The sequence below is a fragment of the Shimia sp. NS0008-38b genome, from assembly GCF_040370365.1.
Classification (GTDB): domain Bacteria; phylum Pseudomonadota; class Alphaproteobacteria; order Rhodobacterales; family Rhodobacteraceae; genus Shimia.
Map to the genome: position 1 here is coordinate 203414 of NZ_BAABWQ010000002.1, position 19442 is coordinate 222855.

The window sequence follows — 19442 nt, forward strand, 5'->3', positions numbered from 1 at the left end:
ATCAACCTTCGAGATTTGAACCGAAACGGTTTTCGATGAGTTCAACCTGTTCAGGACGCGCTACGAAAGTGACATTTTGACCTCTGCGCAATTGGACATCAAATGTGCCCAGCACATCGCCCTGTCCGGCAACAACAGACAGCGTTGCGGCGGCTGGATTGACGGCGCGTCCCCCAGATTGGTTCTTTTCAGTGGTGCCAATGACATCGACATTTTGCTCTGTGAGAACCAAGCGGACAGACGCGTCAGAGAGGTTTACAAGTGTCACCAATACCTTTGATTTGTCCGACCGCGCAGGCTCCTCAATCAGCACGACATGGCCAGAGGCGTCCACAGCAGCAGTATAATAAGCACCTGCCCGTGCGCCATCTGACAGGGCGGCAGAGACTGGGTGAAACACATCGCCTTCTTTGCCCAGCGACCGCACACCGAGTATCTCGGGCGCAACATCGTCCTCTATCCACCGAATGAACGCAGCGTCATCAGGCGGAGGGGTGTCATACAGCTCGTTGTCAGCGGCCACCCCAGCCTGAGCGAGACACATAGGTACAAGAGCAACTATTGGTGCAATTAAAAATCGATCCATCGGACACCTCCTTCAACAGCAGGTATACCGATGCACTGTCTGCTCTCGGGCCATCGAAAGGATATGTTGATGTGTCAGAAGGCTATTGCGCCCTACCATGAGCGAGAAAGGCACGGTGCAGGTGGCAGCGGTATTGTCAACGCGTCGTCAATCAGGCCAACCGCCCGCGCTTACCTCAGCTAAAATTTGGTCGCCGTTTCTGCAAGTTTGCTGCGATCACTTCCATCTGATGTGGTTTGCCAATCAAGCTCGCCTGCACACGGCTTTCTTCCAGCAAAACTGCGTCCACATCATCTGTATGTGTCTCTGCAAAATCAATCAGTGCCTTTGCAGCCCTGATGGCTGAGGGGCTCCTATCCACGATCTCTTCAGCCAATGTCACCGCCGCCTTCAGCGGATCATCCACAACGTCAGTGACCAATCCCCACGCAAGAGCCTGCTCAGACAAAAACGGCTCAGCAGTATAAGTCAGCTTGCGGATCACATCTGACCGTGTCAATTGCGGCAACAGCGCCATGCCGCCCATGTCAGGCACAATGCCCCATTTCATCTCCATCACGGACATCTTGGTTCCGGGCGCTGCAAATCGCACATCCGCGCCCAGCGCAATCTGCAAGCCCCCACCATACGCTACCCCTTGAAGGGCACAAATGACCGGCATAGGGAGCTTGCGCCACACTAAGGCAACCTGTTGAAACAAATTTGCATTTCCGTGTGTTCGCGGCATCAACATCTCTTTGGGATCTTTGCTTGCCATCGACGCAAATGACATAACATCTAACCCCGCACAAAACGATTTGCCCGCGCCAGACAACACCACTGCGCGCACGTCATCATTGTCCCGCAGGCTTTCGCCAGCGTCAACAATCGCTGCCATCATATCCGGATCCAACGCGTTCATCTTGTCGCTCCGCGTCAGCGTCACATGGGCTATATGGTTTTTGATCTCAACAGAAACGCGGGCCATGGAAGCCTCCTAGTCGATGTGTTTGCCTAAGCCTACACTCAGCGCAGACCTATTGGAAATCCACCCTGACGTTAGGGCATTTGGCCTTGCCCCTAGACGTTCCTTACGTCACATTTCGCGCATGACTGGACCTCGTTATACCAAATTGGCTGACAGCCTGCCCGCCTCCGTTCCTTTTGTTGGCCCAGAGGCGCAAGAGCGCTCGATGGGGCATGCCTTTGCGGCCAGAATTGGCGCGAATGAAAACATCTTCGGCCCCTCCCCCAATGCCATTGTCGCGATGCAAAATGCCGCCAAAGACATCTGGATGTACGGGGACCCAGAAAGCCACGACCTGCGCGAGGCATTGGCAAAGCATCATAAAATTGCACCTACCAACATTGTGGTTGGCGAAGGCATCGACGGGCTTTTGGGCTATCTTGTACGCCTTCTTGTGGAGCAAGGCGATGCTGTGGTGACCTCCGAGGGCGCTTATCCAACGTTCAATTATCACGTCACCGGGTTCGGTGGCGAGCTGCACAAGGTTCCCTATCGCGACGATCGCGAAGATCTCGCTGAGTTGCTTGTCAAAGCCGCAGAAGTCGACGCCAAACTTGTGTATTTCGCCAATCCAGACAACCCGATGGGCAGCTGGTATCGCGGCAAGGACATCGAGGCCCATCTCAATGCTATTCCAGACGGCTGCGTTTTGCTGCTTGACGAGGCCTACATAGAACTTAGCCCCGCTGACACGGCTCCGGCCATCGACATCAATGATCCGCGCGTCATCCGCATGCGCACTTTTTCAAAAGGCTATGGTATGGCTGGAGCGCGCGTCGGCTACGCCATGGGCGCGGAAAACGCCATTCGCGCCTTTGAGAAGATCCGCAACCATTTTGGCATGAACCGTGCGGCACAAGCCGGCGCCCTGGCGGCGCTTACTGATCAAGAATGGTTGATGACGACCCGCAAGAACGTTGAGCGGGCCCGAGCACGCATCGGTGAGATCGCCACCAAACACGGTTTCAAGGCGCTGCCCTCAGCGACCAATTTTGTGGCGATTGATTGTGGACGAGATGGCACCTTTGCCAAGTCCGTGCTCGATGGCTTGGTTGCGCGCGGCGTCTTTGTCCGCATGCCGTTTGTCGCACCTCAAAACCGCTGTATTCGGGTCAGCTGCGCGCCGGACAACATACTTGATTTACTCGACGCAGCTTTGGGACAAGTCATGGCAAACCTCACCTGATCCCATACTGGCAACGGTGCTCACACATCGTTCACGGAATCTTTTAAGTTCCATGACAGGAATCAAGGCTACCCTTTGCGTCAGGAGAGCCTTGTCATGTCCCGCCCTGTACAACCTGTTCAAGACTACACCACGGCCTGTTTGATAATGGCCTTCGTGAACTTGCTCTGGGTTTTTGTCCTGATCTACGTGCTCTGGGGCCTACCTTCGGTGATGGTATTGTCCGTGGTTCTAAATGCGGGAATTGATCGTTGCACCCACCGTACAGGTGGCGCGGACTAAGCCCGCGCGACAACTTTCGCAGCCGCCTCCACCGCACCGGGGCCATGCGGGATATCCATAGCGATCATCCCTGCCTGAACGGTCGCCAACAATCCCATAATCATTTGTGCGTTTACATGCCCCATGTGACCGAACCGAAAGAATCCATCACTTTTGGGATCCTCTTCCGTGGCCATGCCTAGGCCAATCCCCAACGTAAGGCCCGCCTGATCTTGGCACCAACGACGCAAGCGCGTCCCGTGTTCCTGACCAATCCGCAGCGATGTAACCGCATGGCTGCGCCCTGATATTTCTTGGATGTTAAGTTCCAAAGGGCCCACTACCGACCAGGCGTCACAGGCCGCCCAGATGGCCTGCGCCAGAACCTCGTGACGGCTCCAAACATGATCCAATCCTTCCTCTAGGATCAAATCGAGTGCCGCACGCAATCCATAAAGATGATGGGTCGGCGCGGTACCACAGAACAGCTGATAATATACTTCAGGGTTGGCACGCGGGGTCCAATCCCAATAGCGGCTCACTCGTGCAATTTCCGAACGCCGCTTAGCCGCTTTGTCATTGAAGTACACGAAGGACACACCCGGAGGCACCATCAGCCCTTTTTGGCAGGCGGCGACCATAACATCCACGCCCCAGGCATCCATTTCAAAGCGATCACATCCAAACGAAGCAATGCAATCCACCATCAAAAGCGCCGGATGGCCCGTGGCATCCATCGCTTTGCGCAAAGCCGCAATATCGCTGCGCGCAGACGTAGAAGTGTCAACATGCACCGCCAAAACAGCCTTGATCTTGTGCGCACTGTCCCCCGCCAATGCATCTGCAACGCACACCGGGTCAATTGAGGTGCGTCGGCCAAAATCCAACACCTCACACTCTGCACCCAGACCCGCGGCCATTTCCCCCCAACCGTGCCCGAAACTGCCAGTCGTAGGCACAAGCACCGTGTCTCCAGGTTCAATCACATTGGCCAAGGCAGCTTCCCAGGCCGCGTGACCATTGCCAATGTAAATTGCCACGTTGTGAGCCGTCCGGGCGACGGTTTTGAGATCGCGCACCACGCCGTAAGTGAGGTCAATTAGCTCACCTTCATAAATATTTGGAGCGCTCCGGTGCATTGCACGCAATACGGCTTCTGGCATCACCGAAGGGCCAGGAATTGCAAGATAAGTGTGTCCCTGAGTGAGATCCATGACGCGACTCCGCTTTGTGTCTCTGGGCACCCTATCGCGGGTTTTCCCGAGGTCAATCGCTTGCGACATTACCCAGCGGATCGCAAACGAATGCGATTGCATTCGCACTGGTTTTGCCTGCGCCCACACGGTAAAGGTCAAAACACACACTCACAGCCCACAAAGGTGCAAACCGTGAACGAACCTGACGGAAAAGCGACCGAAGACAGCGGGTATCTGTTGTCCTGGCTGTGGCGCAAATACCTGCACCGACACAAGTGGCTGTTGATTGCCTCTAGTGTTCTGATGGCAATCGAAGGGTCCACACTGGGGCTGGTTGCTTGGATGATGGAGCCTATGTTTGATCAGGCGTTCGCGCCAGGCAATCAAAGCGCTCTTTGGGCTGTCGGGCTCATTTTCGCTGGTATTTTCTTTCTGCGCGCTGTCACCAGCATCGGCCACAAGGTCATGATGACGACCGCTTCGCAGCGCGCATCCGCTGACTTGCGAATGGATCTTCTTGGACGATTGATGTTTCAAGACAACGCCTTCCACCAAACTCATCCACCGGGCTACCTAATTCAGCGCACCCAGTCGGACGTTCAAGCGATCAACGGTGTCTGGCAAAGCTTCATCACCGGAGCAGGCCGGGACTTCATTTCTCTGATCGCATTGCTTGCCGTCGCAATAAACGTTGATTGGCGTTGGACTGTTGTGGCCTGCATTGGAACACCTTTGCTGATCCTGCCGTCTGTTGTGGCCCAACGATTTGTGCGCCGCCGCGCACGAGAAGCGCGAGATTTAGGTGCAAAGATAGCAACATTGCTGGATGAAATTTTCCACGGGATCGTGCCTACAAAACTCAATCTACTCGAGAAGTACCAGGCCACCAAGTTTCGCAACTGGACCAGCAGGCTTGTGCGGGCAGAGGTACGTGCCACTGCGGGCAGCTCATCCATTGCGGCTATGGTCGACATCACTGCCGGGATTGGTTTCTTCTGTGTGCTTCTATACGGCGGTGGCGAAATTGTTGCCGGCGAAAAAACTGTTGGCCAATTCATGAGCTTCTTCACAGCCTTGGGTATGATGTTTGAGCCACTGCGGCGACTCGCCGGTCTCTCGGGCCGATGGCAAGTGGCCGCAGCTGCGATTGAGCGTCTAAAAGAGTTGGTCGAAGCGGAACCCACCATCCAATCGCCCACGTCACCCAAGCCTGCGCCCAAAGGCGTGCCCCAGATTATTTTTGACAACGTGCATTTGTCATATGGTGACGTCAAAGTGCTCGATGGGGCGAGCTTCGTGGCCGAAGCAGGTAAGACCACGGCCATCGTGGGCGCGTCTGGGGCTGGCAAATCGACTATATTCAATGTGCTTACACGACTTGTGGATCCGCAGTCGGGTAGCAGTGTGGTCGGCGGCGCGAAGACAGACTCATTGAGCTTGCACGACTTACGCGCTTTGTTCTCAGTCGTGTCGCAAGAGGCCATGTTGTTTGATGACACAGTCCGCGAAAACATTGTTTTGGACAAAGAGAATGTCACTGACAAACAACTGAACGAAATTTTGAAGGCCGCGCATGTCGCAGACTTTCTGCCAAAGCTGGCCAATGGTCTCGATACCGAAGTTGGACCTCGCGGCACAAACCTGTCAGGGGGGCAACGCCAACGGGTCGTGATCGCTCGCGCACTCCTGCGCGACACGCCAATCTTGTTGCTAGACGAAGCAACCTCGGCGCTTGATACCCGCTCTGAAACTGTGGTGCAGGCCGCTTTAGATGAGTTGTCTTCGGGACGGACCACATTGGTGATTGCGCACCGCTTGTCGACCGTTCGAGAAGCAGACAAGATTGTGGTAATGGACAAAGGCAAAGTGGTGGACCAAGGCACCCACGATGACCTTCTTGCGCGCGGCGGCATATATGCTGAGCTGTATCAACTACAGTTCAACACCAAGGGCGAAACCGCAGAAGCGCGCGCGCTTCGTCCTGTTGCCAATTTGGCAGCAGAGCCAACTTCAGCACCAAAATCATTGATCACACGACTATTGGGGCGATTGGGCGTGCGGCAATAACAAGCCCTAAGTGCGATTGTAGATTTGCGCCAGTCGCTGAGGCGACGCGCCAGAAAAATAGCACACCAAGGTCCAGAGGTTGCGCCGCCCTCGGCGCAACCACCCTTGCGAGCGGTACTTTTCTGAACTGGTGATCGCCCGCGCGTTCAGTGCAGTCAAACGGCGCCGTCCAAGTTTGCGGGCAAGTGCCACATCTTCCATCAAAGGGACATCGTCAAATCCGCCAATTTCGTTGTACAATCGGCGGGAAATCAACAAACCTTGATCACCGTAAGGCAGCCCAAAAAGGGCGGAGCGCAAGTTCGCCCATGCCGCGACAACGCGACCTGCTTTTCCTCCGCGATCAAAGGCCAAGAGGTAGTAGCCAGCCTTCGCTTTGTCGCGAAACAGCTCCTGCGCTGCGGCTATCCAACCGTCTTCGAGAAGCGTATCCGCATGCACAAACAACAGCCAATCACCTTGTGCTGCCTCCGCACCTGCACGCAATTGTCCGCCACGCGAGGGAGAACATCGCAATATGTTTGCCCCCGCCTCATCCGCAATCTCCAACGTGTCATCATCAGAGCCGCCATCGACCACGATCAACTCGCGCAGAACCCCAGCCGACACGCCTTCGTAAAGCGCCCCTAAACAAGCAGGAAGCACGCTGCCCGCGTTCAAAGTGGGGATCACAACACTCAAAGGTGCGCGCATTTTAGTCTCCATCCCTGTTGCACCGCGTCATAGCTTCTATATGACAAGGACACGCAAGAACAGGATCACCGTGATGACATCTTCGGCGCGCAGCATTTTTCGCTTTTCCGGCAGCGATACCGATAGCTTTTTGCAGGGCCTTGTCACCAATGACATGGACCACCTGAAAGACGGTCTGCTCTATGCCGCTTTGCTGACACCACAAGGTAAATACATTGCGGACTTCTTTCTGAAGCGGGACGGCGACACGATTTTGCTCGACGCAGATGCAGCCCAAGCCCCGTCTTTGCAGCAGCGCCTGACGATGTACAAACTGCGCGCTGACGTCACCATTGAGGCCACCAGCCTGCATCTACATCGCGGGTTGGGTGAGGCTCCAAACGACGCTGCGGAAGATCCACGCCATCCAAATCTCGGATGGCGCGCCTATCGCGACGGCGCACAGGAAGATGACACCACGGACTGGCCTGCGCTCTATGTGGCTCTCCAAATTCCCAGCGCCGGTGTTGAGCTCGATGAAAACAGCTTTATCCTAGAAATGGGGTTTGAGCGCCTTAACGGTGTCGACTTCCGAAAGGGCTGCTACGTCGGCCAAGAAGTCACCGCGCGCATGAAACACAAAACTGAGCTGCGCAAAGGCCTGGCGCAGGTGAATATCATCGGATCGGCCCCCGTTGGCACGGCGATTTTGCGAGATGGACGAGAGGTTGGCCGCCTGCTGACACAAACTGACGGCAAAGCCCTCGCCTACCTGCGTTTTGATCGCGCCCGCGAGGATATGACCGCGGGCGATGCCAAAATCAGCCTCCCGGCCTGATCAGCCAAGTACTTTGCGATAGCGCAGTCCAAAAACGTCCGCCCCCTGCCGGGTCATAAGGTTTTGGGAGTGTTTGTTGAACCCATGCACCATCGACTTCCATTCTCGGAAATCATTATCACGCATCCAAGCTTCCATGGCTGCCACCAAGGCTTTGCCAACGCCGCGCCCTCTATAGGTTTTGTCGACACAAATCTGATCCAGTTCCAAATGCCGGGCGGGATGTAGAAACGGTGACGCGGCCCTTTCCACAGGTACCGCCAGCAGAAAGCCAGTCAAAGCACCGTCTTGCTCCTCCGCCACAAAGATCCGTGCACCCTCGGCCATCCGCTCCACAAAAAAACCAGTAACCTCTTCCGGCGTACTGTCGCCACGATACTGCTCCGGATGCTGCGCCTCATGCAGTGCATTCACCTGTGCTGACAGCGGCAAAAGCTTCTCCACCTCATCCGCTCTCAAAAATCTAATCACAAAAAAACCTCCAGTGATTGCACCAGAGGTTTCTCTATCTGACCCCTGGCAGGTTGCGCTGGGATGTCCATCTGAGCGCGGCTTATGCGCGCTCGGAGTACTCCATCGTTTCGGTGTTCACGACGATATCTTCGTCCTGCCCCACAAAAGGCGGCACCATAACTTTCACGCCATTGTCCAAAACGGCTGGCTTAAACGAATTCGCTGCAGTTTGGCCTTTCACCACAGGCTCGGTCTCTACGATTTTGCAGACAACTTTCTGTGGCAATTTCGCATTGAGCGCCTCTGCTTCGTAGAATTCCACAACAATGGTCATGCCATCCTGCAAGAATGGGCGACGATCACCGAGCAGATCTGCCGAAATCTGATTCTGCTCATAGGTCTCAGTGTCCATGAACATCAGCATGCCATCGTCCTCATAGAGGAACTGCTGATCTTTCTGCTCCAGGCGCACACGTTCCACTTTGTCGGCAGAGCGGAAGCGTTCGTTAAGCTTAGAGCCATTGCGAAGGTTCTTCATTTCCACTTGCGCAAAAGCACCACCCTTACCTGGCTTCACGTGGTCCACTTTCACGGCAGCCCAGAGACCGTCGTTGTGTTCCAGAACGTTACCGGGGCGAATTTCGTTTCCGTTGATCTTGGGCATATTAAGAAAACCTAAGCAAAAAAGGTTGATCGGATGATTTAGCCTCCTATATCTGGCCAGTCGGCAGGTGACAAGACAACCTGTCAAACGGATGTTCCGCGAAATGTCATGCAAATTGCGCATAGAAGCTATGCATTTGCGGGCTATCCGAATCGAATGGAATGCGCCATAAGGAGCGCCACGCCGAAAACACAAGAGCAATAACACAAGGACGACGAGATGACCGATTTCGTTGATGCAGCGGCTTACAACAATGAGCAAGGCAACCGGGCACGCAAACTTTTTGCGGCCGTTGTTCTTGCTGCACTGGACGACGCGATAGCTGACGACAAAAAATATGGCAATGGCCCCGAACAGATCGCCCGCTGGGCGCGGTCTCGTGATGGTCGCGAAGTGCTGTCCTGTGCTGGAATTGACCCTAACGAGCGGGTTGTTTCCGGACTTATGGAATTCGTGGGCAAAGGTGTACGTACATCTGTTGCACTGTCACGCGAAGAGAGCGAACGTCGCAATGCAGCCGCACAGGCTGAAGCCGCCTAATCTGTTTTTAGGCTGCCACCAAAAAACGCGCCCCTTGGGGCGCGTTTTTTGTTTTAAAACTTGAAGATATATTGGCGCGTCAGGCCGCGCTCTACCCGGCCAAACCCCGTGACTTACCCTAAATCATGCGCTGCCAGCGCGCGGTGGATTTCGCGGCGCACCAGCTTACGTACATTGCGGGTAATCCGTTCGCCCAACGCACCTTGCAACTCTTGACGCACGATGTCGGCCACCATCTCGCGCAAAATGGCCTCATCTATCTCAGCAGCGTCATCGACCACCACAACAGATTCACCTTCGTCAACGCCCAGCGCGTCCACGACATCGTCAGGCAATGTCTCATTAAGTTCGTCTATGATTGTCTCAGCAAAGGTATCGTTTTCCACCTTTGGCGGCATGCCCTCAGAAGACTTCGCATCCCGAAAATGATGAATGCGCGCCTCGAGCACTTGCTTAAAATCAAACGGTTGATCTTCGTCTACTTCTTCTAACGCCACATCGCCTTCGCTGGATACCTCTGGCTGGAAATCATGCAGATCATCATCATCGACCTCAACGTTGGCTTCCTCTTCTTCCACCACGTCAGAGGAGATGGCGCTTTCTGTGTCAGCGTGCGCATCATGACCAAGACTGTCATGATCATCAGAGACCTCGACAGTGTCCGGAACCTGAGTCGTCTCGATGTCAGCTCCCTCTTCCATCTCCAAGTCTTCCTCAGAGACAGCGGCGTCTTCGTCCCACGGCTGTTCGTCAGACTCCTCCAACGGAGCATTGGCCTCCTTCGGAGCATCCTCCGCCGTCTCCTGTTCTTCGTCATCCACCCGCAAAGCAGGCGTAAGAACAAGCGCCAAAGGCAACGCGCCTTCAGCAGACTCGTCGGCATCCGGAGAGACACTCTCAGGCTTGGGGGCCTCAGGCTCCATAGAATTAGACAACGGCCGGTTTTCTGAAACCAGCCGCCGAATGGACGTCAACACATCCTCGATTTCAGTATTGGTTACTGGATCGGACATAGAAATTCACCGCTCTTACCTCAGGGAGAGTGTAGCGGCACCCGCATCCCCATACAACAGATAGGAAAAATGTTATTGTTTCCCAATTGCTTTAAGTACGCGGTCTAGTTTTTTACCTTGTTCAGACCGCAATGCAGGCGCGTCTTTCACCAGATTATAGTAAGCTTCGGGATCATACCGTTCGACCCGCAAGTTTAAATAATCCACTGTCAGCAGCCCCATTGAGGACAGCACAGCATACGCCGCGACGATCTGTGTCGCCTGCGCGTCGATTCGATCAGCTTCCGCATCCAGCAGGTCTTGCTCCGCTGTCAAAACATCCAACGTGGTACGTGCGCCCAGTTTGGCTTCTTCACGCACACCTTCAAAGGCGATCCGTGCTGCATCCACTTGGCGAATGCTGGCTTGAATCTGCGCACCAGACGCGACGAATCGCGCCCAAGCGGTACCCGCATTCTGTCGAATATTGTGGCGCGTCACATGCAGAGCGCCACGCTGCGCATCTCTCTGCGCCATACTCTGGCGCAAAAGTGCGGACAGACGGCCACCCTGATAAATCGGGCCACCCAACTCAATACCAACCCGTCCACTGTCGGCAAACCCAGATGAATCAAACTCTTGGCGTGTCCCGATGCTCGTTTTTAGCGTCAAGGTTGGCCCCATATTCGCCCTCGCGCGCGCTACGTTGATCTCTGCGGCAGAAATGGCGAACTGCGCCTGTAGCATTTGCGGGTGGGAACGAATGGCAACCGATTTTGCATCATCAATCGACTTCGCGGCGCTTGGCAGCTGCCGAGGCGTCACCAGATTGCCGGGACGGCTGCCGATAGCCGCAGCATAGAATTCTTTACTTGCCTCAAGGTCGCCCTGCGCCGCAGCAAGCTGCGCGCGCGCGCCTGCCAAACGTGCTTCAGCAAGCGCGACGTCGGTACGAGTCACTTCGCCAACTTCAAAGCGATCTTGTGCAGCTTGCAGCTCGCGCTCAAGAAGCCGCAGGTTGTTTTGGCGCAGGTCGACAATCTCATCATCACGAACCACGTTCATGAAAGCCTGCACCGCATCAAACAAGACTTGCTGCTCAACGGACACCAACCCCTGTCGTGTCCCAAGCACATTCTCTTTGGCGGCCTCTTTGGCCAATTTGGAGGCACCATTGTCAAACAAAAGCAAATCCGCGGATATCCCAATGTTGACGTAGGGATCCCAACTGCTGGAGGAGACCGCACTGTTGCCCGCGTTGGAATAGTCCAAGTTTACATTGCCAAACCAGTTTACGATGGGTTTCAGCAGAGCAGATGCGACCGCCACGTCTTCGTCTGCGGCGCGCAAGAGCGCGCGGTTTTGCTCTAGAAGGCCGCTGTGCTCATACGCCTGCGCCATTGCATCCGGAAGCGTCTGAGATTGCGCGGCACTAACCGTAAGAATCGATACCGAAACAACTGCAAGCCCATTTAGGACCGCTCTTTGGACGCTCTGCAACATGGCATCTGTCTCCCTGCATAGCTGCACAGGCCTACTTGCCTGGGCTTATAGTTTGAATTCCTGAGGCTGCTCAAAGCCCGGCATAATCGGTGCAGCGGCATTAAACGCAAACCGCCAACTGACATCACCATCAATCTTGTAGCCGATGCGCACAACCCCCAAAGCGCCTTCCATAAACAGAACTGCGATACGGCCGCCTTCTTTTAGCTGATCGAGTATATTTTTGGGCAGCAAACCAACACCGCCCTGAAGCAAGACAACGTCATATGGTCCATGTGCCGCCGCGCCTTCAATCAGCGCACCTGTGTGCACGATAGCATTGTCTGCGCCCTGTTCACTGAGAGTCGCTTGCGCTTCTGAGGCACGCGCGTCGTCATCTTCGACCGCAATCACAGCCTCCGCCATGCGCGCAATCACAGCAGACGAGTAGCCAAGACCTGCACCAATATCGAGCACAAGTTCGTTGCTCTGTATGTCTAATGCGTCCAGCATCTTCGCCAACGTGCGCGCATCCAACACAACACGACCGCGATCCAGCTCGATACACGTATCCACATAGGCGGCATCCCGTGCGCTGTTTGGAACAAACGCCTCTCGCGGAACCGACAACATGGCCTCGATTACAGTAAACTTGGTCACGTCAGAAGGACGGATCTGTGTATCCACCATTGTGGTACGGAGTGCGGCGTATTCGGTCATCGAATTCCTATAGGCTCAAACTCTTGTTGCGTTCTCTTGCCACAACTGAGCGAACACGGCAACGGCAAGCGCGTTCTTTTCCGCCGCTGTGACAACAGTGCGCAGAGACCTGCCTCTGACCAGTCACCGCTTGCTCGGTGCATTCCCTGAAACGAGAACATTGGTGCTGATCCAAAAAGGGGCTTGCACCTCCCGCAGATTCGTCCCATTTATGCCCGACTTTTTGGGGAGACCCAAAACACCACGGATGGCGAGTTGGCGGAGTGGTGACGCAGCGGATTGCAAATCCGTGTACACCGGTTCGATTCCGGTACTCGCCTCCAAGAAACTGGATGACTTGCGTCACCTTTCTCTCCTTTACCGCCTTTTTGAAACTTCTGGTGAGACCTTCATCTTTCGGCCTTGCTTCGTTCCATTTGATTTCTTGCCTACTGAGCGCGCTTTGCCAGCTTCCTTTGCCAGATTACTCGCTGTACTTTTTCGGCCTCTCAACGCCTGAGTGTCCGGTGTGTGCCTTAACTCTCTCGTCATCATATCCAGCCAGACAAAGCTTGATCGTCGTGCTCTTCCTGAACCCGTGCGTTTTGGAGCCTCGCGCGCGCTCCTGTTGCATCTTCTCTTTGATGAAGCCAATCAACAGCGCGTGGCGCATCATGACAACCACGAGCTGGACAAGATCGTTGGTTGGCCGCCAATGCTCCCTATTGGCGCGCTGCAATTCGAAGATGCGATGGGTTTCAGTTCTAGCCAGGCTTTTCTCGGCCCAGATATCACGAACAACGCCGATCGCCGGAGGAAGCGGATCAGGCTAGATCTCGAACGTCCCGCGGTGCCAGCTTGCCTGCCGCACCTCGCAAATACCGGCTGAGGCAGCTTGTTTCACCTTTGTCTGCATACTTATTCTGGCCAAAATTGGTTGCGCAAAACACGGCAAACTCTGGGCGTACAATCACTGCCCGCCCCACAGCTTCAGGTAGAGTTTACGCATCCATGTATCATCCATGTGTTTGGTCTTTGATGGTGACGCGACAACCGGGTTTTGATCAGACCTGCGAAAAGTGATGGTGCGGGCCATCGATCCGCTTTGCTGTGCAAGGTCCCACACACGTCGAGCGTCCTCAATCCGTTCTGGCGATGCTCGTCTGCGTGTCGGCGTCTCAAACACATCAGCGCACTTCGTCCAAACATCTTTGTTGGCGACATAGGCGAGGTGCGTTTCATCGTCATCGCGTCCCTGTTTGTGACTCCGCACAGCCAAATAGAGGCAGAAGAACCGAGTATCGCAGTCTGTGCAGTGTGCCCTTTGAACCGTGCGCTCGTCGGCACTGGCACTTGGGCCTAATTCGACACTGTCGACAATGGAAAAGCCGTGCTGCTCGCACTCAGGGCAGACCAAAGTCATGTCCAAACTTGCGACTGGTGCAGAGGCGTTTCAGGGACGTCAAAAATCTTATTCTCTGGGACGTCAGATTCATCCAGTTTGACTTGGCGACCCTCAGAACCTTCAACGAAAAAGAGAAAAACACCGCACCAATACTCCCCCTCTGCGGATCCTGAGACCTGAAACAAAACGTCGCCGGCTTTGGACCGAACTTGGAATTCTCGCGCCGTCGCAAAATCGTGGGTTCCATAGGTACCCTGCCGCTTTCTGGGAATATCGCGTGCGAATATTATCCGCCCGCTTACGCTATCCTTTTCTTCTTCCTGCCAATCACTGGTCATTTACGTGCACTCTCGATTGTGAAGCGATGATCTTTGAATGGCGAACGTCACCGCATTTTGGAGGGGCTTCCATCGTTGATCAGGACATAACAACCGCTGGTCAAACTGTAGGTCGCCAAAGAGGTGTAGGTCCGAAAGAACACCCTCATATCCCGTACGCCAGTGTTTTCATAAGTACGGTCATTTACGCGCGCCTTGTAACTCTGCAGATCGCGCCAAATGTCGTCTACAAGAAAACTCGTCAACAAACCTTTGCTCACACGTACCTGATAGTGTTCAGGACTGTCGCCCGAGTTGCCCCTCTGCTCTTCCGCGTCCAGAGCCTCAAGCACATCGGTCAAGTCACCGCGTGCTTCGAAAACAATGATCCTGTCTTTGTCGAACGCTTCGGCCCGTCCGCTTCCCGCCCCATTGGAGCCGCAACCCTTTTGCAGGGTCCAGACTTTCTCTTTCCGCACGATAGAACATTCGGCATCTCCCAAGTATCCACCGGGACAAGCGACAGTTTCCCCAACATTCTCAGGAACATCGCCCGGATGAAATCTGGCCCAAAACACACGCCCCGGAGCGCGCAAATCATCCTCTAAGCTCTGCCCAGTTGAGTTCCTATTTCCAAGACGCCTCATTCGGGCGCGCGCGTCTTTTCGGTCATCGTGTCTCTGTCGCATACGATCAACCCACGCCCAGCGGTCGCGCTCCGCCTTGCGCCGCACTTCAGCAGCCTTTTCAAATTCGCTCAATCCGTCGCGTTTGAAGTCCTTGAAATCTCCCGTGTAGCTATCACCGTTGGCGTATTTTATGCTGCCTGTTCCCTCCGCCAGCCCGTTGTTGAATTCGCCCGTTGTGATATCCCCGGTCGCGTTGCGGTAAACGCCGCGGCCATTCACGCGCCCGTCCAAAAACGCACCTTCGTAATAGGCACCACTTGGAAAGGTGAGCTTACCCGTTCCGGTCCTTAAACCAGACGCAAAATCACCAATATAAACGACACCATTTGCGAACTTAAGCGTTCCAATCCCGTGACGGACACCTTCTTCAAAGGAGCCCTCAAAAGACGTGCCATCCGAATGTTGCATGACCCCTTGTCCATGCCACTTGCCATTAACAAATCCACCGGAATACCGACTGCCACTCGCAAAGCTGTACGTCCCGTCACCTGTACGCTCGTTTTCTTTGAAATCGCCGGTGAAGACATCCCCGTTTGCAAACTTTAGCGTGCCAGTTCCATGGCGAGTGTTTTCGACAAACGCGCCTTCATAGATCGCACCATCAGCAAAGCGATAGACGCCACGGCCATGTCGTAGACCAGCACGAAACTGACCCTCGTAGCGATCTCCGCTATCAAAAACCTGCGTGCCTTGACCGTCTAGCAGCAGATCGTCGTTAAACGTCCCTTCCCGCTTTGCATCACGGAACAGAATCTTTGTGTAGCCTCCAGCTTGGCGAACACCGTCAACCCATGTCCCAAAGTACTCCTCATAGCCTGCAAGCGCGAGCTTGCCTTCGCCGTGAGGTTTGTAGTTTTTCAGGCCCCCAGTGTATTTCAGACCCTGCCAGGTCGCATTCCCTTCCGAAATGCGCTCTTCAACCGGTGCCGGGTTTTCCTTTTTATCAAGGTAATCTTGATATGAGGCGTAGCCGTAATTCGCAGGATTACGCCAAATGTCGAACCGTGTGTACAGATCATCAAATGTCCCGTTGGCCCCCATGATGACACCGGCGATGATCAGCAGGCCAACCAGAGTGCCAAGCATCCCTAGGCGTCGCGTTCCTCCTCCCGAAGTTGACGCCTCACCTTGACGCTCCCGCGGTGAGGCGGGTGGGATCGCGGTCTTGGTTGCTGTCGTTTGCGCCGCAGGGCGCGCAGCTTGACGGAACTCTGTCGTAATCGCCCGCTCTGCAGCGAAACCTTGGGCCTGCTCATCACAGCACAGCTCAAACACCCGCTGCGGTTCGGTGAATATATCCCCCACCGCAGCCATGACACGCGTGATTTGACCCGCCTTGTCTGGCTGAAAACCAAATGGCACACCGTTTCGATCTATAACAACGTACACAAACGTGTCTTCATCTACATAATCACCTACGCCGACATGAACATGTTCCACGCGTAGCGGATACGCGATCTGGTCAACCTGCGATAACATCATTCCGTCGGTGGCAATTCCGAGGCTGGACGGGGAGCGAGACGACATAAGCAAATTCCCAAACGTAATGTGTCATTCAAACTGCATTGAGATGTGTCAATTGACAAGCAACCGTTACCGCGCGGCTGCAAAAACGCTGAAGACGTCTGAGCGTGATCTCAACGCCGGCGCAAGCTCACGCAAAAGCCCCGCCGTCCGCCCTATGGACGAAGCCGAATGCCGTCAGTTCTGAATTTTGGACAAAGGCTGTTTCGCCTCACACGCGGCAACAACCTTGCCGTACAGATAGGCGCGGACAAACAACATCCTTTGATGCGGCGTCGACCTGCACTTTTTTAGCACACCACCAAACGCCGCAGGTCGAGGAATCTCCGTCACGGTTTTTGACGCAATCAGCGCATCACAAACGGATTTGGGATCGGATCGTCGCTGGTGCGCAGCCAAACGGTTTTGATTTTGGTGTAATCCAAAGCCGCTTGAAGGCCGCCTTCACGACCGTGCCCAGACAAACCGTGCCCCCCGAAGGGCGCGATTGGGCTGACAGCGCGATAGGTGTTGACCCACACGATCCCCGCTCGGATGGCTCGGATCATACGATGCGCCCGCGTCAAATTCTTTGTAAACAAGCCTGAGGCCAATCCAAAGGCCGTGTCATTGGCAATGTCTATGGCCTCTTGCTCTGTTTCAAATGAGACAACCGAAAGCACAGGGCCAAAAAATTCGTGACTTAGACTGTCGGCGTTTCGTGCCTCAGAGCAGTCCAGAATGGTAGGTTGAAAGTAGAAGCCCTCACCTTCCACAGGCTGTCCTCCCGTGATCAGCTTGGCCCCTTGCGCAAGAGAACGCTCAATGAGGTCTAACGCAGTGTCTCGTTGGCGTTCTGTACACAGAGGTCCAACTTCTGTCTGCATGTCATCCGGGGCGCCAATCACCACCTCTTCTGCTTTCTCCTTCAAGCGCGCAAGAAACTGATCCTTGATCGAAGCGTGCACCACAAGACGGGACCCGGACACACAGCTTTGGCCGGTGGCCGCAAAAATGCCTGACACCTGTGCGTTCACAGCGCTCTCAATGTCGGCGTCTTCAAACACGATAAACGGCGATTTGCCCCCCAACTCTAAAGACGTCGAAGCCAAGTTTTCCGCGGAATTTCGCACGATGTGACGGGCGGTGTCCGGCCCGCCTGTAAAGGCCACATGCGCCACCTTCGGGTGACTTGTTAGCGCGGCGCCCACATCAGGCCCGCCAGTGATCACATTCAAAACACCTTTGGGAAATCCGGCCTGATCAAAAATCCGCGCAAATTCCAGCATCGGCGCGGGTCCATCTTCAGAGGCTTTTAAAACCACGGTGCACCCCGCCGCAAGCGCGGGACCGATCTTCACCGCCGACAGAAACAGTTGCGAATTCCACGGAACAATCGCAGCCACAACGCCAATGGGTTCCCGGCGCAGCCAAACTTCCATATCCGGTTTGTCGATTGGCAAATGTGCGCCTTCGATCTTATCCGCAAGACCCGCGTAGTAGCGATAGAAATCCGCGACATAAGCAATTTGCGCCGATGTCTCGCGGATGATTTTTCCAGTATCCCGGGTTTCAAGCTCGGCAAGGCGCGGCGCATTTTCTGCAATCAAATCGGCCAACACATGCAACAGCTTTCCCCGATGGCTAGCGGTCATTTGCGCCCAGTCCGGCGCGTTGAACGCGCGGTCAGCAGCATCCACAGCCGCAGTGACATCTTCTGGTGTTGCTTGAGGCATTTTTGCCCAAACAGATCCACTCGCAGGATCCAGACTGTCAAACTGCGCTGCGGCGTTCAGAAACGATCCGTCGATATAGTGTTGAAACTGCTGCATTGTATCTCCGGTACCTATTGAAAAGCAGGCATGACGTCTTTTATGAAACGTTCAAGCGAGGCCTTCTTACGTTCAAATGTCATACTGCTGTCGATCCAGAAGGAATATTCGTCAAATCCCAGTTCTTCGGATTTGCGCAGGCGATCAATTACGGTGTCAGCGGTGCCAATCACCAAATCACGTTCCATGTTTTCTGGGGTGTAGAAAGGGTGCGCCGCAATGTCCTCATCTGACAGCGGATCAATCAGCCCCTGTGTGATCTCGCGCTTGTTCATGAACCAAGCGCCAAAATAGCAATAGAAACGGTTCAGCTCTTTTGCTGCCACCTTTGCGTCTGCGTCGCTGTCCGCAACATATGTATGGCGCAACAACATGATTTTTGGACGCGGAATATTGGGGAATTTGGCACAGGCATCGTTAAATTTGGACATCAGGTCCTCAACCTCACCATCGCCATTCCACAGTGGTGTCACCTGCACGTTGCACCCGTGCTCCACGGCGAACTCATGGCTGTTTGGATCGCGCGCGGCGACCCAGATCGGCGGGCCGTTTTCCTGAAGTGGCTTTGGCGCTGACGTGGTTTTGGGGAATTGGGTAAACTCCCCTTTGTGTTCATAGTCACCCGCCCACAACGCTTGCACCGCTGGAATGACTTCGCGCAGACGCTGCCCGGCTTCCCAGGCATCCATCCCGGGCATGAGACGTTCATACTCAAAGCTATAGGCGCCGCGCGCCACACCCAAATCCAAACGCCCATCCGTGATAATGTCGGCCATGGCCGCTTCACCGGCAAGACGCACCGGATGCCAAAACGGCGCGATCACCGTCCCAGTGCCAAGTCGTACATGCTTTGTGTGTCGCGCCACGTCCACAAGAGACAAAAGAGGATTTGGCGCGATGGTAAAATTCATTCCATGGTGCTCGCCAGTCCAGACCGCGTGCATGCCACCATTGTCCGCAATCTTGCAGAGCTGGATGAACTCCTCATAGAGCTGTTTCTGATCTTGATCCGGGCTGATGCGCTCCATATGCGCAAACAAGGAGAATTTCATAG

The 19442-nt window shown here is 54.7% G+C and carries 19 protein-coding genes and 1 tRNA gene; 7 read left to right on the top strand and 13 right to left on the bottom strand.

From position 1 onward, the window contains the following. Window position 1: 1 nt before the first annotated feature. Both ABWV47_RS07000 and ABWV47_RS07005 read right to left on the bottom strand, forming a co-directional pair. Window positions 2-586 carry an alginate O-acetyltransferase AlgF gene (locus ABWV47_RS07000; RefSeq protein WP_353310073.1) on the bottom strand — a complete coding sequence of 195 codons (585 nt, stop codon included), beginning with the start codon at window positions 584-586 and terminating at the stop codon, window positions 2-4. 175 nt (window positions 587-761) lie between these two features. Then, on the bottom strand, window positions 762-1553 hold the full coding sequence (locus ABWV47_RS07005; protein ID WP_353310075.1) for a crotonase/enoyl-CoA hydratase family protein: 792 nt from the start codon (window positions 1551-1553) through the stop codon (window positions 762-764). Window positions 1554-1674: 121 nt separating this feature from the next. Between ABWV47_RS07005 and ABWV47_RS07010 the strand changes: the two genes are divergently transcribed. Continuing rightward, window positions 1675-2778, top strand: a complete 1104-nt coding sequence (locus ABWV47_RS07010; protein WP_353310077.1) for a pyridoxal phosphate-dependent aminotransferase — start codon at window positions 1675-1677, stop codon at window positions 2776-2778. Between the two features lie 96 nt (window positions 2779-2874). Further along, a complete protein-coding gene (locus ABWV47_RS07015) occupies window positions 2875-3060 on the top strand; it encodes a histidinol phosphate aminotransferase (RefSeq protein ID WP_353310080.1) in 186 nt (61 codons plus the stop codon). On the opposite strand, the gene ABWV47_RS07020 is transcribed toward ABWV47_RS07015, so the two are convergent. Beyond that, window positions 3057-4253: a pyridoxal-phosphate-dependent aminotransferase family protein gene (locus ABWV47_RS07020; protein ID WP_353310083.1), complete on the bottom strand. Its 1197-nt coding sequence runs from the start codon at window positions 4251-4253 to the stop codon at window positions 3057-3059. The genes ABWV47_RS07015 and ABWV47_RS07020 overlap by 4 nt on opposite strands. A 174-nt stretch (window positions 4254-4427) precedes the next feature. On the opposite strand from ABWV47_RS07020, the gene ABWV47_RS07025 reads away from it, so the two are divergent. Further along, the gene (locus tag ABWV47_RS07025; protein WP_353310086.1) at window positions 4428-6302 is read left to right on the top strand and encodes an ABC transporter ATP-binding protein; all 1875 of its coding nucleotides are present in this window, start codon (window positions 4428-4430) and stop codon (window positions 6300-6302) included. 6 nt (window positions 6303-6308) lie between these two features. Here the strand turns inward: ABWV47_RS07025 and ABWV47_RS07030 are convergent, their stop codons facing one another. Next, the gene (locus ABWV47_RS07030; protein ID WP_353310088.1) at window positions 6309-6995 is read right to left on the bottom strand and encodes a TIGR04283 family arsenosugar biosynthesis glycosyltransferase; all 687 of its coding nucleotides are present in this window, start codon (window positions 6993-6995) and stop codon (window positions 6309-6311) included. A 73-nt stretch (window positions 6996-7068) separates the two neighbouring features. On the opposite strand from ABWV47_RS07030, the gene ygfZ reads away from it, so the two are divergent. Then, the gene (gene ygfZ / locus ABWV47_RS07035; RefSeq protein ID WP_353310091.1) at window positions 7069-7812 is read left to right on the top strand and encodes a CAF17-like 4Fe-4S cluster assembly/insertion protein YgfZ; all 744 of its coding nucleotides are present in this window, start codon (window positions 7069-7071) and stop codon (window positions 7810-7812) included. On the opposite strand, the gene ABWV47_RS07040 is transcribed toward ygfZ, so the two are convergent. Further along, window positions 7813-8283, bottom strand: coding sequence for a GNAT family N-acetyltransferase (locus ABWV47_RS07040; RefSeq protein ID WP_353310094.1), 471 nt, complete (start codon window positions 8281-8283; stop codon window positions 7813-7815). Window positions 8284-8365: 82 nt separating this feature from the next. Next, complete coding sequence (gene efp, locus ABWV47_RS07045; RefSeq protein ID WP_353310096.1) at window positions 8366-8929, bottom strand: elongation factor P; 564 nt, start codon at window positions 8927-8929, stop codon at window positions 8366-8368. A 219-nt stretch (window positions 8930-9148) separates the two neighbouring features. Here efp and ABWV47_RS07050 point away from each other — a divergent pair, with 219 nt between their 5' ends. Continuing rightward, a complete protein-coding gene (locus ABWV47_RS07050) occupies window positions 9149-9469 on the top strand; it encodes a DUF6280 family protein (RefSeq protein ID WP_353310098.1) in 321 nt (106 codons plus the stop codon). Window positions 9470-9582: 113 nt separating this feature from the next. Here the strand turns inward: ABWV47_RS07050 and ABWV47_RS07055 are convergent, their stop codons facing one another. From ABWV47_RS07055 to ABWV47_RS07065, 3 genes are all read right to left on the bottom strand, one after another. Continuing rightward, window positions 9583-10482, bottom strand: a complete 900-nt coding sequence (locus tag ABWV47_RS07055; RefSeq protein WP_353310100.1) for a hypothetical protein — start codon at window positions 10480-10482, stop codon at window positions 9583-9585. Window positions 10483-10554: 72 nt separating this feature from the next. After that, the gene (locus ABWV47_RS07060) at window positions 10555-11964 is read right to left on the bottom strand and encodes a TolC family outer membrane protein (protein ID WP_353310103.1); all 1410 of its coding nucleotides are present in this window, start codon (window positions 11962-11964) and stop codon (window positions 10555-10557) included. A 45-nt stretch (window positions 11965-12009) separates the two neighbouring features. Then, complete coding sequence (locus ABWV47_RS07065; RefSeq protein WP_353310106.1) at window positions 12010-12663, bottom strand: protein-L-isoaspartate O-methyltransferase family protein; 654 nt, start codon at window positions 12661-12663, stop codon at window positions 12010-12012. A gap of 249 nt (window positions 12664-12912) precedes the next feature. On the opposite strand from ABWV47_RS07065, the gene ABWV47_RS07070 reads away from it, so the two are divergent. Continuing rightward, window positions 12913-12986: transfer RNA gene (locus tag ABWV47_RS07070), tRNA-Cys, on the top strand. 254 nt (window positions 12987-13240) lie between these two features. Continuing rightward, window positions 13241-13531 (top strand): hypothetical protein, encoded by a 291-nt coding sequence (locus ABWV47_RS07075; protein WP_353310109.1) that lies wholly within the window; start codon window positions 13241-13243, stop codon window positions 13529-13531. Window positions 13532-13612: 81 nt separating this feature from the next. On the opposite strand, the gene ABWV47_RS07080 is transcribed toward ABWV47_RS07075, so the two are convergent. The 4 genes from ABWV47_RS07080 to ABWV47_RS07095 all read right to left on the bottom strand — a co-directional run bounded on the left by ABWV47_RS07080 (window position 13613) and on the right by ABWV47_RS07095 (window position 19440). Then, window positions 13613-14065, bottom strand: a complete 453-nt coding sequence (locus tag ABWV47_RS07080; protein WP_353310111.1) for a hypothetical protein — start codon at window positions 14063-14065, stop codon at window positions 13613-13615. Window positions 14066-14432: 367 nt separating this feature from the next. After that, window positions 14433-16580, bottom strand: a complete 2148-nt coding sequence (locus tag ABWV47_RS07085; RefSeq protein WP_353310114.1) for an MORN repeat-containing protein — start codon at window positions 16578-16580, stop codon at window positions 14433-14435. Window positions 16581-16924: 344 nt separating this feature from the next. After that, window positions 16925-18388, bottom strand: coding sequence for an aldehyde dehydrogenase (locus tag ABWV47_RS07090; RefSeq protein WP_353310117.1), 1464 nt, complete (start codon window positions 18386-18388; stop codon window positions 16925-16927). Between the two features lie 14 nt (window positions 18389-18402). Continuing rightward, complete coding sequence (locus tag ABWV47_RS07095) at window positions 18403-19440, bottom strand: LLM class flavin-dependent oxidoreductase (RefSeq protein ID WP_353310120.1); 1038 nt, start codon at window positions 19438-19440, stop codon at window positions 18403-18405. Between the last annotated feature and the right edge of the window lie 2 nt (window positions 19441-19442).

Coding starts and splice junctions, on each gene's coding strand:
- ygfZ (WP_353310091.1), top strand. CDS start 7,069: ATGACATCTTCGGCGCGCAGCATTTTTCGCTTTTCCGGCAGCGATACC.
- ABWV47_RS07005 (WP_353310075.1), bottom strand. CDS start 1,553: ATGGCCCGCGTTTCTGTTGAGATCAAAAACCATATAGCCCATGTGACG.
- ABWV47_RS07020 (WP_353310083.1), bottom strand. CDS start 4,253: ATGGATCTCACTCAGGGACACACTTATCTTGCAATTCCTGGCCCTTCG.
- ABWV47_RS07060 (WP_353310103.1), bottom strand. CDS start 11,964: ATGTTGCAGAGCGTCCAAAGAGCGGTCCTAAATGGGCTTGCAGTTGTT.
- ABWV47_RS07050 (WP_353310098.1), top strand. CDS start 9,149: ATGACCGATTTCGTTGATGCAGCGGCTTACAACAATGAGCAAGGCAAC.
- ABWV47_RS07015 (WP_353310080.1), top strand. CDS start 2,875: ATGTCCCGCCCTGTACAACCTGTTCAAGACTACACCACGGCCTGTTTG.
- efp (WP_353310096.1), bottom strand. CDS start 8,929: ATGCCCAAGATCAACGGAAACGAAATTCGCCCCGGTAACGTTCTGGAA.
- ABWV47_RS07000 (WP_353310073.1), bottom strand. CDS start 586: ATGGATCGATTTTTAATTGCACCAATAGTTGCTCTTGTACCTATGTGT.
- ABWV47_RS07085 (WP_353310114.1), bottom strand. CDS start 16,580: ATGTCGTCTCGCTCCCCGTCCAGCCTCGGAATTGCCACCGACGGAATG.
- ABWV47_RS07080 (WP_353310111.1), bottom strand. CDS start 14,065: ATGACTTTGGTCTGCCCTGAGTGCGAGCAGCACGGCTTTTCCATTGTC.
- ABWV47_RS07010 (WP_353310077.1), top strand. CDS start 1,675: ATGACTGGACCTCGTTATACCAAATTGGCTGACAGCCTGCCCGCCTCC.
- ABWV47_RS07065 (WP_353310106.1), bottom strand. CDS start 12,663: ATGACCGAATACGCCGCACTCCGTACCACAATGGTGGATACACAGATC.
- ABWV47_RS07030 (WP_353310088.1), bottom strand. CDS start 6,995: ATGCGCGCACCTTTGAGTGTTGTGATCCCCACTTTGAACGCGGGCAGC.
- ABWV47_RS07095 (WP_353310120.1), bottom strand. CDS start 19,440: ATGAAATTCTCCTTGTTTGCGCATATGGAGCGCATCAGCCCGGATCAA.
- ABWV47_RS07090 (WP_353310117.1), bottom strand. CDS start 18,388: ATGCAGCAGTTTCAACACTATATCGACGGATCGTTTCTGAACGCCGCA.
- ABWV47_RS07055 (WP_353310100.1), bottom strand. CDS start 10,482: ATGTCCGATCCAGTAACCAATACTGAAATCGAGGATGTGTTGACGTCC.